This is a genomic window from Maribacter sp. 4G9 (assembly GCF_002742265.1).
GTDB lineage: Bacteria > Bacteroidota > Bacteroidia > Flavobacteriales > Flavobacteriaceae > Maribacter.
The window spans coordinates 77,536-90,788 of record NZ_MDGL01000043.1 but is presented as its reverse complement, the minus strand read 5'-3'; the positions used below and the strand labels follow the sequence as shown (position 1 = coordinate 90,788).

The following is a 13,253-nucleotide window of genomic DNA, read 5'->3' as shown; positions in this document are numbered from 1 at the left end:
TAGGCCTATATTAAACGAGCCTTACTCCTTCATGATTTATTTTGGATACGTGTATATCATGTTCCACACCTATGGTCTCATATACCGCTTTCATGGCCAGGGCTACCTTCTCTGCATTATTCTTTCCCCTGCTCAAAGCGAATATGGATGGTCCCGACCCCGAAATGCCCGCGCCAAGCGCCCCTGCATCCAAGGAAGCTTTTTTGACCTTGTCAAAACCGGGAATTAGAATGGACCTAATAGGTTCTACAATATAATCTTCCAGGGAACGACCGATTAAATCATAGTCATTTTGTAAAAGCCCGGCAATCAATCCACCTACATTTCCCCATTGTTTAATAGCGGTTTGCATGGTGAGGGTCGTCTTAAGAATTTTTCGCGAGTCCGATGTTTTTATTTCGATCTGTGGATGAATCACCGTTGCAAATAATTCCTCTGGTGCCTTTATGGGAACAATGTCCAAAGGGGTGTAGCTTCGCACGAGGGCAAAATCGCCAAATAGGGCAGGGGCCACATTGTCCGCATGGGCCACGTCACTGGCCAATCTTTCCCCCTCCATGGCAAAGGTAACCAGCTCGGTTTTTGAAAAAGGGCTTCCCAATAAATGGTTCATGGCCCAAACCGCCCCTGAAGAACTCGCCGCACTACTACCAATACCACTACCAGGTTTGATTTTTTTATAGATTTCTATCTCAAATCCACCGGTATAGTTGGTTCTATTCAATAAGGCAAGTCCGGCTACCCCGGCGACATTCCGTTCAGTTTCAAGGGGAAGGTCCTGTCCTTCTATTTTTGTTATGAAAACACCTTTCTTTTCGGTCTTTCGTACGACCATTTCGTCCCCTACCGAGTCTAATGCCACACCAAGGACATCGAAACCGCACGAGATATTGGCAATGGTCGCCGGACAGAATACCCTTACTTCTTCCATGTTTAAAAATTACCGATTCTTATGATATCCGCAAAAATGCCGGAAGCCGTGACATCCGAACCTGCACCGGCTCCCTTAATGATCAAGGGCAGGTTTTTATATCTTTCTGTATAGAAGAGGACAATATTGTCACTGCCCTCCAAATTATAAAAGTCGTGGCCTTTGGGAATTTCCTGTAGACCTACACTGGCTTCGCCATTTTCAAATTGGGCAACATATTTGAGCTTACAATTTTTCGCTTTTGCAGCGGCATAAATTTTCTGAAAATCGGACTCATATTTCACCAAGGTTTTAAAGAAATCATCGTTGTTCGTGGTGTCCAAACTTTCTTTGGGCAGAAAGGAATTGTTCTGTATATCGGCTATGTCCAAAACATAACCGCTTTCGCGAGCCAATATGAGAATTTTACGCATCACATCAATCCCACTAAGGTCTATTTTTGGGTCGGGTTCCGTATAACCTTCTTCCTGGGCCCTTTTTACGATATCATGGAATGTATTGGTGTCATTGAAATTATTAAAGACAAAGTTCAAACTACCGGAAAGGACCGCTTGAATCTTTAGAATCTTATCTCCGGAAGCAATCAGGTTCTTTAAAGTATCAATAATTGGTAGGCCCGCTCCCACATTGGTCTCGAACAAAAAGGGCGCACCATATTCCCTTGCGAGGGATTTTAGGTGGGCATAATTAGTATAATCCGATGAGCAGGCTATTTTATTGCAGGTAACCACAGATATACTATTACTTAAGAAGGTAGGGTAGGTGCCCGCTATTTCTGCACTTGCGGTATTGTCCACAAAAATGCTGTTACGGAAATTCAGGTCATTAACTTTATTTATAAAAAGCTGTTTATTAGCCTCTTGTCCCTGGGATAACGTATCTTGCCAGGTATCCAGTTGTATCCCCTTTTCATCAAAATGCATGGTTCTGGAGTTGGAAATGCCAATGACGCGTACGTTCAATTTTAGGTTCTTCTTTAAATATTTTTCTTGTAATTTAATTTGATTCAAGAACTTGGCGCCTACATTACCAACGCCCATAACGAAGAGATTGAGTTGCTTTACATTCTCTTCAAAAAATTCTTCATGAAGTGCATTGAGGGCCTTTTTTACGTCCTTTTCATTGATAACACAGGAAATATTCCTTTCAGAAGCTCCTTGGGCTATCACCCTAATATTCACATTGTTCTTACCCAGGGTACTGAACATTTTTCCGCTGAGCCCTTGATGGCTTTTCATGTTATCTCCAACCAAGGCAACGATGGCAAGTCCTTTCTCGGGAATCACTTCTTTTATCTTGTCCCTTTCAATTTCATAGGCAAACGCTTCGTTCACTACTTCTACTGCTTTTTCTATGTCATCCGCAGATACACCAACGCAGATGGAATGTTCGGAGGAGGCCTGTGTGATAAGCACCACACTGATATCGGCCTGTGACAAGACCTCGAAAAACCGTTTTGAAATTCCGGGAATACCCACCATTCCAGGTCCTTCCAAGGAAAGAAGTGCCATATTGCCAATATGGCTTATGCCCCGCACGGTCTTTCCGCCTTCGTTCCTTGATTTGGTTATCAAAGTGCCTTCCTCTTCTGGCTTAAAGGTATTTTTAATGAGTATCGAAATTCCTTTGGACAAAACAGGCTGAATCGTGGGAGGATAAAGGACCTTTGCCCCAAAGTGTGAAAGTTCCATCGCTTCCTCATAGGAAATATGGGTGATTGCCTTGGCCTGCTTTACCATTTTGGGATTGGCGGTGTACATACCGCTAACATCGGTCCAAATTTCCAAAATATCCGCTTCCAAAGCCGCTGCGTAGATAGCCGCGGTATAATCGGAACCGCCTCTGCCCAATGTGGTGATATCATTGTTTTTGGAGGTTGCGATGAATCCCGGGCAGGCGGTAATGGAAGCCGAATGTTCTCCGAAAAAATCCTTACAATTGGTATCGGTCATGGTAAAGTCCACAACATTTTTACCGGCAAGCTTGAATGTTTTGATCAACTCCCTACTATCCTTGTAAACAGCATCCAATCCCTCGGCCAATAAATATTCGCTAATGATATAGGAAGAAAGCAGTTCCCCAAAACTTACGATTTTATCGGAAAGCTTTGGTGTAATCTCACCAATAAAATAGGCGCCTTCCAATAAGGTTTCCAAAATGTTCAATTCTGATTTAACCTTGCTAAGCACCTTGCTTTGGCCGGTTATTGGTATCAATGCCTTAACGGCATCCAAATGTCTGGTCTCAATTTCATTGAGCAATTCCGTGTATCCCATTTGTTGTTTGGCCGCCAATCCCCCTGCCTGCAACAGTTGGTCCGTTACCCCTCCAAAAGCGGATACGACGACAACGATACGGTCTTCATAGGACAAAAGGATGTTTTTTATTTTTGCAATGTTTTCTGGGTTGGCTACCGAAGAGCCACCAAATTTCAAGACTTTCATGATAGGGTAATGTGTAAATTGACTTTATGGGAATCGTGTTAAAAAAACACAGTGGCGGAAGTACTTTTTTTCTTACCCCATAGGGGTTAAGAACACGTTAAGTGTATTAAAATGCTTTTTGGTTGTAATGGATACAAACAGTATGTCCTTACTGATACGTTTCATTTTCCAAGTGATAAGGGTCAAAAGTAGTACATTTGACTTGCTATTCAAACGTTTCCACAATTTTTTATGGAATCGTTACTTTTTAATTCAATCCAGAAAAGAAATGAAGGTTTTTACCGCAGAACAAATTTATAAGGCAGACAAAATAACCCTTGAAAAGCAACAAATATCAAGTGATGAGTTGATGGAGCGTGCCGCTACCCAAATCTTTAATTGGTTGCATGTAAGGATGCAGGGAGCCCCCGTAAAGATTCATCTGTTCTGTGGTATAGGAAATAATGGCGGAGATGGTATCGCCTTGGCCAGGCAATTGTTCGAGCATGGTTATAACCTTGAAGTATATGTGGTAAAGTATAGCGATAAGCGGTCCAAGGATTTTCTTACCAATTTGGACCGATTGAAGGAACGTAAAATCTGGCCTGTTTATTTGGATGCCGATAGTGATTTGCCGGAGATCCATCCAAACGATATCATTGTGGATGCCATCTTTGGGATAGGGTTGAACAGAACTCCCGATGATTGGGTAGCCCACATTATAGGACATTTGAACAAGTCCAAGGCGTTTATACTTTCCGTGGATATTCCATCCGGACTTTTTACCGATAGGGTTCCGGAGGTAAAGGATTCCGTCATACAGGCTAATTATGTGCTGAGTTTCCAAATGCCCAAACTTGTTTTCTTTCTTCCCCAAACCGGTATTTTTGTAGATCATTGGGAGGTATTGGATATTGGACTGGATACCGAGTTTTTGATGAGCGCAAAAACGGACTACGAGCTTATATCTAAAAATGAGGTGCTTCAATTTTATCGGCCAAGAGAAAAATATTCGCACAAGGGTACCTACGGACACTCCCTTATAATTGGTGGGAGCTATGGAAAAATTGGTGCGGTAACCCTGGCCAGTAGCGCGGCATTGAAGGTAGGAAGTGGGTTGGTGACTGCCTATGTCCCGGAGTGTGGTTATGAAATTTTGCAGACTTCGCTGCCTGAGGTGATGGTTTTAACCAATGGAAAATCCTCGATAGAAGCTATTGATTTTAATATAGAGCCAACCGTTGTAGGCATTGGAATTGGTATGGGAACAACGGAAACATCCGTAAAGGCGCTTGAGGATTTTTTAAACCGAAATAAATTGCCTCTTGTCATAGATGCGGATGCACTGAACATTCTTTCCCAAAACCAGAAGCTTTTGGAACTTGTACCAGAAGAATCGATATTAACGCCACACCCAAAAGAATTGGAACGGCTCGTAGGGAAATGGAAGGATGATTTTGAAAAGTTGGAAAAGGTGAAGCGCTTTTCCAAAGAGCGCAAGCTGGTCGTTGTTATCAAGGGAGCCCACACCATAACCCTATTTGATGGGAGGGGATATATAAACACAACAGGCAATCCCGGGATGGCCACAGCTGGCAGCGGCGATACCCTCACCGGTATCATAACGGGCTTAATGGCACAGGGATACCCAAGTCTACAGGCTGCCATTTTTGGGGTCTATTTACACGGAAGGTCTGGGGACATTGCCATAGAGGAAACAGGGTATCAGGCTTTGATCGCTTCGGATATTACTAAAAGTATCGGTAGTTCGTTTTTGGATTTGTTCAGAGCGCCGGAGCCAGAAGGTGCAGATACTTCTGAAAAAAATAAAAACTAGGGCTGTTACTTGGTATTGATTCTTCTTTTCACCCATTTAAGGGCATTTTCATATTCAATGAAAAACTTCATCGGTTTTTTATAGAAGAGTTTTTCTATCTTGAAATTGTGCATATCAATTTCCTTGACAGAAACGATGGCAAATGCCTTAAGGTTTTCCAGCTCCTTTAAATAGCTGTATATAGTGGGGTCTATGGCATAGGAGTTTTTTCGAAGACTTATAAATCCGAAATTTTTATCCCTGAAATGAATTTCAGAAATCCCTATTATTTGATATGCCCTTTCTAAAGTTAACGTGGCACCTTCATCAAAAATGGATACCATATAATCGTCAAAAACCTGAATTTTTCCAACCTCCAGGTTGTACTCGCGCACGATGATCTTTTTGTTCACAGATCCTACCTTCATTTTATATTCATTATAGTGTCTGTAACGAAAATATACCGATTATCCTCCACCGTATAAATTATTAGATTAAAAGCGTAAATATCTCACGTAATACGATGGGGTCAATCACTTTGTGTTTCAATTCTTACGAGCGCCGATGAATTCCATTAAATAAAAAAAGGGCATCTTACCAAGATGCCCTTCCTTTAATTTTAATATTCTAATTTAATTATTCAGATTTTGGAGACTCTTGTGGTTTGTCAATCTTAATGGTAAGTTCCTCCTTTTTCTCGTCCAGATCCATAGAAATAGTATCTCCTTCAGCCAATTTGGAGTTGACGATCTCCCCTGCCAAAACATCCTCTATGTATTTCTGAATAGCTCTTTTTAGGGGCCTGGCACCGTATTGTTTATCAAAACCTTTTTCCGCTATATAGTCCTTTGCAGCTTCGGAAAGTTTTAATTCATATCCAATTCCCTTGATCCTTTTATACAATTTGGAAAGTTCAATATCTATAATTTGATGGATATGTTCCCTTTCCAAAGGATTAAATACGATAACATCGTCAATTCTGTTTAGGAATTCTGGAGCAAACGCCTTTTTCAAAGCATTTTCAATGACCCCTTTTTGATGTGTGTCCGCCTGTTCCTTTTTAGCGGCGGTGCCAAAACCTACACCTTGCCCAAAATCCTTTAATTGACGGGCTCCAATATTGGAGGTCATAATGATAATGGTATTCCTAAAGTCTATTTTTCTTCCCAGACTATCCGTTAGATACCCATCATCCAATACCTGTAGTAACATATTGAATACATCTGGGTGCGCTTTTTCAACCTCGTCCAATAAAATAACGGAATAAGGTTTTCTCCTCACTTTTTCGGTCAATTGGCCACCTTCCTCATACCCAACATATCCTGGAGGTGCCCCCACCAATCTGGAGATGGCGAATTTCTCCATGTATTCGCTCATATCAATCCGGATTAAGGCGTCTTCCGAATCAAAAAGTTCCTTGGCCATAACCTTGGCCAATTGGGTTTTTCCTACCCCTGTCTGTCCTAAAAATATAAAGGAACCTATAGGTTTGTTGGGGTCCTTCAAACCTGCCCTGTTTCTTTGTATGGCCTTGGAAACCTTGGCTACTGCCTCATCTTGACCTATAACGTTCGCTTTGATAAGTTTTGGAAGCCCCGCCAATTTATTACTCTCGGTTTGGGCAATCCTATTCACTGGGATTCCGCTCATCATGGAAACCACGTCTGCAACGTTATCCTCCGTTACCGTCTCTTTGTGGAGCTTGCTTTCATCCTCCCATTTTTCTTGGGCAATGGCCAAATCCTTTTCAAGTCTTTTTTCGTCGTCCCTCAGTTTTGCGGCCTCTTCGTACTTTTGTTTTTTAACAACTGAATTCTTCAGTTCGCGTACATCTTCCAATTGCTTCTCCAATTCAAGAATTTGTTTAGGGACATCCATATTAACAATGTGCACCCTTGAACCGGCTTCATCCAACGCGTCAATGGCCTTGTCAGGAAGGAACCTGTCCGTCATGTACCTATTGGTCAATTTTACGCATGCCTCTATTGCTTCATCCGTATAACTAACGTTGTGATGGTCCTCATACTTCCCTTTTATATTGTGCAATATTTCTATGGTCTCATCCACACTTGTAGGTTCAACTATCACCTTTTGGAACCTTCTTTCCAAGGCACCATCCTTCTCTATATATTGCCTATACTCGTCCAAAGTGGTAGCCCCTATACATTGGATTTCCCCTCTGGCTAGAGCCGGTTTGAACATATTGGAAGCGTCCAAGCTACCGGTAGCTCCACCAGCGCCTACAATGGTATGAATTTCGTCTATGAACAATATAACATCATCATTCTTTTCAAGCTCGTTCATCACGGCTTTCATACGCTCTTCGAACTGGCCCCGATATTTTGTCCCGGCAACAAGTGAAGCCAAGTCCAAGGTGACCACCCTCTTGTTATAGAGAATTCGCGAAACCTTTTTGTTGATGATTCTAAGGGCCAAGCCTTCTGCTATGGCGCTTTTTCCCACACCAGGTTCGCCTATTAATAGCGGGTTGTTCTTTTTCCTTCTGCTCAATATTTGTGAAACACGTTCTATTTCCTTCTCCCTTCCAACTACAGGGTCTAGCTTGTTTTCTTCGGCCATAAGGGTAAGGTCCCTTCCGAAATTATCCAATACCGGGGTTTTGGATTTTTTGGAACTTTTGTTTCCAGGGTTGGTTCCAAAATTACTTTCCTTTCCTTCGTTGGATTCATCTGAATCACTGGGAAACGATTCGGAAGTAGGGGAATCTACAATTTCGTCGTCGCTGGTTATCATAAACTTGAACTGTTCCTTGACCCCGTCATAGTCCACTTTCAACTTGTGAAGGAGTTTCGTAGTGGGGTCATTTTCGTTTCGTAGGATACATAAAAGCAAATGTGCCGTATTTATGGAACTACTTTGGAAAAGTTTGGCCTCTAAAAATGTGGTTTTCAAAGCTCTTTCCGCTTGGCGCGTCAAATGAAGGTTTTTCTTGTCTTTTTGCACGTTTCCCGCATTTGGATTGGAAGGACTGAGTATTTCAACCTTTCTTCGCAAATGATCTAAATCTACGTCCAAGGCATCCAAGATACTTATTGCTTTTCCACTACCATCCCTCAAAAGGCCCAACATTAAATGCTCAGTACCTATAAAATCATGACCAAGACGTAAAGCTTCTTCTTTGCTGTATGCAATTACATCTTTTACTCTAGGTGAAAAATTATCGTCCATATATCGAATTATCAACTATAAAATTACTAAATATCAATGAATCATGGGCAAATACCGTACCTATATTCGTTAAAGTTGTTCTAAATGACGAAAAAAGTTCAGCAAATCAAAGTACCTATACGTTTAATTATTAACGAACGTGTCCATGTTTTATGTTAATAAAATATTGAATAAATACCTCATGAAGTTCTTCTAACCCCTATATTTTCCGTATATTGGCATGCTTTTTTACGAATAAAAAAACAATTAAAGATTTACGATGGCTGAAGGAGAAAAATTGATTCCTATCAACATAGAAGAGGAAATGAAATCTGCCTACATTGATTATTCAATGTCGGTCATAGTGTCACGAGCACTGCCAGATGTGCGAGATGGTCTGAAACCCGTACATAGGAGGGTGCTTTTTGGAATGCACGAACTAGGAGTACGGAGTAACAGTGCCCATAAGAAATCGGCGCGTATTGTTGGTGAGGTATTGGGTAAATACCATCCTCACGGGGATACTTCGGTATATGATACCATGGTCAGAATGGCCCAGGAATGGAGTCTGCGTTATATGTTGATCGATGGTCAAGGTAACTTTGGTTCCGTGGATGGCGATAGTCCGGCGGCAATGCGTTATACGGAGGCCCGTATGCGAAAAATCGCGGATGAAATGTTGGCAGATATCGATAAGGATACCGTAGATCATCAATTGAATTTTGACGATTCATTACGGGAGCCTACAGTTTTGCCAACCCGAATACCAAATCTTTTGGTGAATGGTGCTTCGGGCATTGCTGTTGGTATGGCGACGAACATGCCCCCACATAACCTTTCCGAGGTTATAGATGGGACCGTAGCCTATATTGATAACAATGACATTGAAATAGATGAGTTGATCACCCATATTAAGGCTCCTGATTTTCCTACGGGTGGGATAATCTATGGTTATGACGGAGTCAAGGAGGCTTTTCATACTGGTCGCGGTAGAATAGTTATGAGGGCCAAGGCCCATTTTGAAGAAGTACAGGGACGCGAATGTATCATTGTGACCGAAATCCCCTATCAGGTTAACAAGGCGGATATGATCAAAAAGACAGCCGACCTTATTAACGATAAAAAAATTGAAGGAATATCAAACATAAGGGACGAATCTGACCGTAAGGGGATGCGCGTTGTTTATATGTTAAAAAGGGATGCTATACCCAATATTGTCCTTAATACGTTATTTAAGTATACCGCTCTACAAACGTCTTTCAGTGTAAACAACATTGCCTTGGTAAAAGGAAGACCACAGTTGCTGAATGTAAAGGAAATGATACATCATTTCGTAGAGCACAGGCACGAAGTGGTGGTTAGACGTTCAGAGTTTGAGCTTAAAAAGGCGGAAGATAGAGCCCATATCCTTGAAGGTCTTATCATTGCATCGGATAATATCGATGAGGTTATCGCCATTATTAGAGCTTCTTCCAATGCAGACGAGGCCAGGGAAAACTTGATGGAGCGATTCAAGCTGACCGAAATCCAAGCCAAGGCGATCGTTGAAATGAGATTGCGTCAGTTGACGGGTCTGGAACAGGACAAATTGCGCTCTGAATATGATGAAATTATCAAGACCATAGCCGATTTGAAAGATATTCTTGCCAGAAAGGAGCGTAGAATGCAGATTATTAAGGAGGAACTTCTTGAAGTGAAGGAAAAGTATGGCGACGAACGACGTTCAGAGATAAATATTGCCGGTGGAGACTTGAGTATGGAGGATATGATTCCCAACGAACAAGTTGTAATTACCATCTCCAGGGCCGGGTATATAAAAAGAACCCCCCTTACGGAATATAAAACACAGAATAGGGGCGGGGTGGGCCAAAAAGCCTCCTCTACCAGAAACGAGGACTTTTTGGAGTACCTTTTTGTGGGTACCAACCACCAATATATGTTGTTCTTTACTCAGAAAGGAAAATGCTTCTGGATGCGCGTATTCGAAATACCGGAAGGAAGCAGAACCTCTAAGGGAAGGGCCATTCAGAACCTTATCAATATAGAGCAGGATGATACGGTCAAGGCCTTTATTTGTACCCAAGATTTAAAGGATGAGGATTATGTGAACAGTCATTATGTGATTATGGCAACCAAAAAAGGTACAGTTAAAAAGACCTTATTGGAACAGTATTCCAGACCAAGACAAAACGGTATCAATGCCATTACAATTCGTGAGGACGATGAATTGTTGGAGGCCAAATTGACCACAGGAACGAGTCAGATTTTCCTTGGATTGAAGTCTGGTAAGGCCATTAGGTTCGAGGAAAGTAAGACGAGACCTATGGGTAGAAGTGCATCTGGTGTACGAGGGATCACTTTGGCCAATGATGATGATGAGGTTATAGGTATGGTTTCCGTACACAATTTTGAGGATGAACTTTTAGTAGTGTCGGAAAACGGATACGGAAAAAGATCCAGTATTGAGGATTATAGAATCACGAATAGGGGAGGTAAGGGTGTTAAAACCATAAGTATTACCGAAAAGACCGGGAATTTGGTCGCCATCAAGAACGTAACGGATTCCGATGATTTAATGATTATCAACAAATCAGGTATTGCCATAAGGATGAGCGTAGAAGACCTAAGGGTTATGGGAAGGGCAACCCAAGGTGTGAAATTAATTAATATTAGGGATAACGATTCCATTGCGGCAGTAGCCAAGGTCATGAAGGATGAGGATGACCTAGATGAAACCAATATTAAGGACATAGAAGTCAACCCTGAGTAAAACTTGGCACGGGAATTGATTAAATTTGCACCGAATGAAAATTAACACTAATTAATATTTAATAACTTCAAAAATGAAAACTAAGATTTCAATAATAGCGGCGATGTCCTTTGCAGTAATTGGATTAGCTCAAAAAAACGAGATAAAGGATGCTGAGAAGGCATTGAAAGATGGTGACGCTTCGGCGGCAAAGACGAGTATTGAATCGGCTATGGGCAGTATAGCGAGTGCTGATGAAAAAATGCAGGCTCAATATTATCACACAAGAGGTAAGATTTATGCTGATTTGGCAAAAAAGGGAGATGATTCGGCCTTTGAAACGGCAGCAGATTCCTTTAAAAAGGTTTTGGAAATCGAGGAGAAATCCGGTAAGAGCAAATACGCTAGCGAAGCCAACCAGTATATGGCCAGTATTGCAGCGGATTTAGTAAACTCAGCTGTATCCGATAACGAGCAAAAGAAGTTCGATTCCGCAGCAGAAAAACTTTACATGAGCTATAAATTAAGTCCTAAAGATACTTCTTACCTGTATTATGCTGCAAGTAGTGCCGTAAATGGTGGGCATTATGAGAAAGCTTTGGATTATTACAGTGAACTTCAAGAAATTGGGTATGATGGTAGTGGTGTCGTATATAAAGCTACCAACACAGCGACCGGTGAAGAGGAAATCATGGGTAAAATACAGCGAGATTTGATGGTTAAATCAGGAACATATAAAGACCCAGTGGACGAAAAAACGCCTTCCAAAAAGGCTGAAATCGTAAAAAATACAGCACTTATATATACTCAGTTGGGTCAGGACGATAAGGCCTTGGAAGCATATAAGGCGGCAAGAGCTAATGACCCTGAGGATGTGAATCTAATCCTTAACGAGGCTAATTTATATTTCAAATTAGGGGATAAGGACAAATTCAAGGAATTGATGGCAGAAGCCATTGCTTTGGCACCGGATAATGCAGATTTGCATTATAATGTAGGTGTAATCAATATGGAGCAGGGTAATTTCGATAAGGCTAGAGAGTCCTACAAGAAAGCTATAGAAATTAACCCTGGTTATACGAACGCCTATTTGAATCTATCTACTACCTACGTAAATGAAGGTAACGGATTGATCGATGAAATGAATTCTTTGGGAAGTTCCCGTGCAGATATTGCCCGCTATGATGAACTTAAGGAAAAGAAGGATAATTTTTTCACGCAAGGCGCTAATATTTTGGAAGAAGCCTTAAAAACTAATCCTGATAATCAAGGTGTTTTGACCCAATTGAAAAATATCTATGGTGCCATGGGCGACAACGAAAACTTCATGAGAATAAAAAAGTTGTTGGGAGAGTAATTGCAATCTTCCCTACAAATTAAAAGGCCCTAAACATAGGGCCTTTTTTTATATTATTTTTTTTATGACGCGGAGTTTATGGGAATAATTTCTCAGTTCGTTATTAAAAATTCCCGTGTGGTCTATTCGGTCTATTCTGACCAATCCGTTCACATGTATGATATAATTGTTCTCCATGATAATACCAACATGGTTGATCATTCCGCTAGAATCATCAAAAAACGCCAGGTCCCCTGGCTCGCTTTCTTCAACAAAACTCAAAGCTTCCCCTTGTTTGGCCTGTTCTTGGGCCGTGCGTAATAAATTATAGCCGTTTATTTTATAGACCATCTGTGCAAATCCAGAGGCATCTATGCCAAATGGGGACTTACCTCCCTTTAATTCAGGTGAGTTAAGATATAATAGTGCCGTGTTTATTAGGTTTCCCTTTACCTGTTTTCCAGTGATTTTATTTCCGTCTACGGTAACCGGTAGGCACTTTGTAAATGGAATGGATGAGCCTAAGAGAATTGCGGTGAGCATACCGTTTGGCCGTTCAGCAAAGCCAATCAGGTCGGACGATAGGACACTTGTTTTTTCTTCGATTGCCTCAAACTCTTCCTTAGTAATGAATTGTAATTGGTTGTTTGGTATCCATCCTTCACATCTATCCGTGGGAACCCTGATCTTTGACCAGTGTTTTCTGGACTCCAAAACCTTAAAATGTTCACCGAACAATAGTTGGCTCGTCATCTCAGAGGTTTCATCGGGCGATTGTCTTAAAGGAACCAGACTTAAAGGGCAAATTCCGTATTGCATCTAATTTTTAC

The 13,253-nt window shown here is 41.4% G+C and carries 8 protein-coding genes; 3 read left to right on the top strand and 5 right to left on the bottom strand.

What is annotated here, in order from left to right; all coding sequences use genetic code 11:
- Positions 1 to 10 precede the first annotated feature (10 nt).
- Both BFP75_RS06600 and thrA read right to left on the bottom strand, forming a co-directional pair.
- Complete coding sequence (locus tag BFP75_RS06600; RefSeq protein WP_099544449.1) at positions 11 to 931, bottom strand: homoserine kinase; 921 nt, start codon at positions 929 to 931, stop codon at positions 11 to 13.
- A 2-nt stretch (positions 932 to 933) separates the two neighbouring features.
- On the bottom strand, positions 934 to 3,375 hold the full coding sequence (gene thrA / locus BFP75_RS06595; RefSeq protein ID WP_099544448.1) for a bifunctional aspartate kinase/homoserine dehydrogenase I: 2,442 nt from the start codon (positions 3,373 to 3,375) through the stop codon (positions 934 to 936).
- A gap of 268 nt (positions 3,376 to 3,643) precedes the next feature.
- On the opposite strand from thrA, the gene BFP75_RS06590 reads away from it, so the two are divergent.
- Positions 3,644 to 5,191, top strand: a complete 1,548-nt coding sequence (locus BFP75_RS06590; protein ID WP_099544472.1) for an NAD(P)H-hydrate dehydratase — start codon at positions 3,644 to 3,646, stop codon at positions 5,189 to 5,191.
- A 5-nt stretch (positions 5,192 to 5,196) separates the two neighbouring features.
- On the opposite strand, the gene BFP75_RS06585 is transcribed toward BFP75_RS06590, so the two are convergent.
- Together BFP75_RS06585 and BFP75_RS06580 are read right to left on the bottom strand one after the other, a co-directional pair.
- Positions 5,197 to 5,598: an STAS/SEC14 domain-containing protein gene (locus BFP75_RS06585; protein ID WP_099544447.1), complete on the bottom strand. Its 402-nt coding sequence runs from the start codon at positions 5,596 to 5,598 to the stop codon at positions 5,197 to 5,199.
- A 208-nt stretch (positions 5,599 to 5,806) separates the two neighbouring features.
- Complete coding sequence (locus BFP75_RS06580; RefSeq protein ID WP_099544446.1) at positions 5,807 to 8,359, bottom strand: ATP-dependent Clp protease ATP-binding subunit; 2,553 nt, start codon at positions 8,357 to 8,359, stop codon at positions 5,807 to 5,809.
- Between the two features lie 259 nt (positions 8,360 to 8,618).
- On the opposite strand from BFP75_RS06580, the gene gyrA reads away from it, so the two are divergent.
- Complete coding sequence (gyrA, locus tag BFP75_RS06575) at positions 8,619 to 11,108, top strand: DNA gyrase subunit A (protein ID WP_099544445.1); 2,490 nt, start codon at positions 8,619 to 8,621, stop codon at positions 11,106 to 11,108.
- 73 nt (positions 11,109 to 11,181) lie between these two features.
- Positions 11,182 to 12,444, top strand: coding sequence for a tetratricopeptide repeat protein (locus BFP75_RS06570; protein ID WP_099544444.1), 1,263 nt, complete (start codon positions 11,182 to 11,184; stop codon positions 12,442 to 12,444).
- A gap of 48 nt (positions 12,445 to 12,492) precedes the next feature.
- Here the strand turns inward: BFP75_RS06570 and BFP75_RS06565 are convergent, their stop codons facing one another.
- Positions 12,493 to 13,242, bottom strand: coding sequence for an NlpC/P60 family protein (locus tag BFP75_RS06565; protein ID WP_099544443.1), 750 nt, complete (start codon positions 13,240 to 13,242; stop codon positions 12,493 to 12,495).
- Positions 13,243 to 13,253: the final 11 nt, after the last annotated feature.

What these genes read in the sequence shown, in the direction of transcription:
- BFP75_RS06600 (WP_099544449.1), bottom strand. Translation starts at nt 931, where the DNA reads ATGGAAGAAGTAAGGGTATTCTGTCCGGCGACCATTGCCAATATCTCG.
- thrA (WP_099544448.1), bottom strand. Translation starts at nt 3,375, where the DNA reads ATGAAAGTCTTGAAATTTGGTGGCTCTTCGGTAGCCAACCCAGAAAAC.
- BFP75_RS06590 (WP_099544472.1), top strand. Translation starts at nt 3,644, where the DNA reads ATGAAGGTTTTTACCGCAGAACAAATTTATAAGGCAGACAAAATAACC.
- BFP75_RS06585 (WP_099544447.1), bottom strand. Translation starts at nt 5,598, where the DNA reads ATGAAGGTAGGATCTGTGAACAAAAAGATCATCGTGCGCGAGTACAAC.
- BFP75_RS06580 (WP_099544446.1), bottom strand. Translation starts at nt 8,359, where the DNA reads ATGGACGATAATTTTTCACCTAGAGTAAAAGATGTAATTGCATACAGC.
- gyrA (WP_099544445.1), top strand. Translation starts at nt 8,619, where the DNA reads ATGGCTGAAGGAGAAAAATTGATTCCTATCAACATAGAAGAGGAAATG.
- BFP75_RS06570 (WP_099544444.1), top strand. Translation starts at nt 11,182, where the DNA reads ATGAAAACTAAGATTTCAATAATAGCGGCGATGTCCTTTGCAGTAATT.
- BFP75_RS06565 (WP_099544443.1), bottom strand. Translation starts at nt 13,242, where the DNA reads ATGCAATACGGAATTTGCCCTTTAAGTCTGGTTCCTTTAAGACAATCG.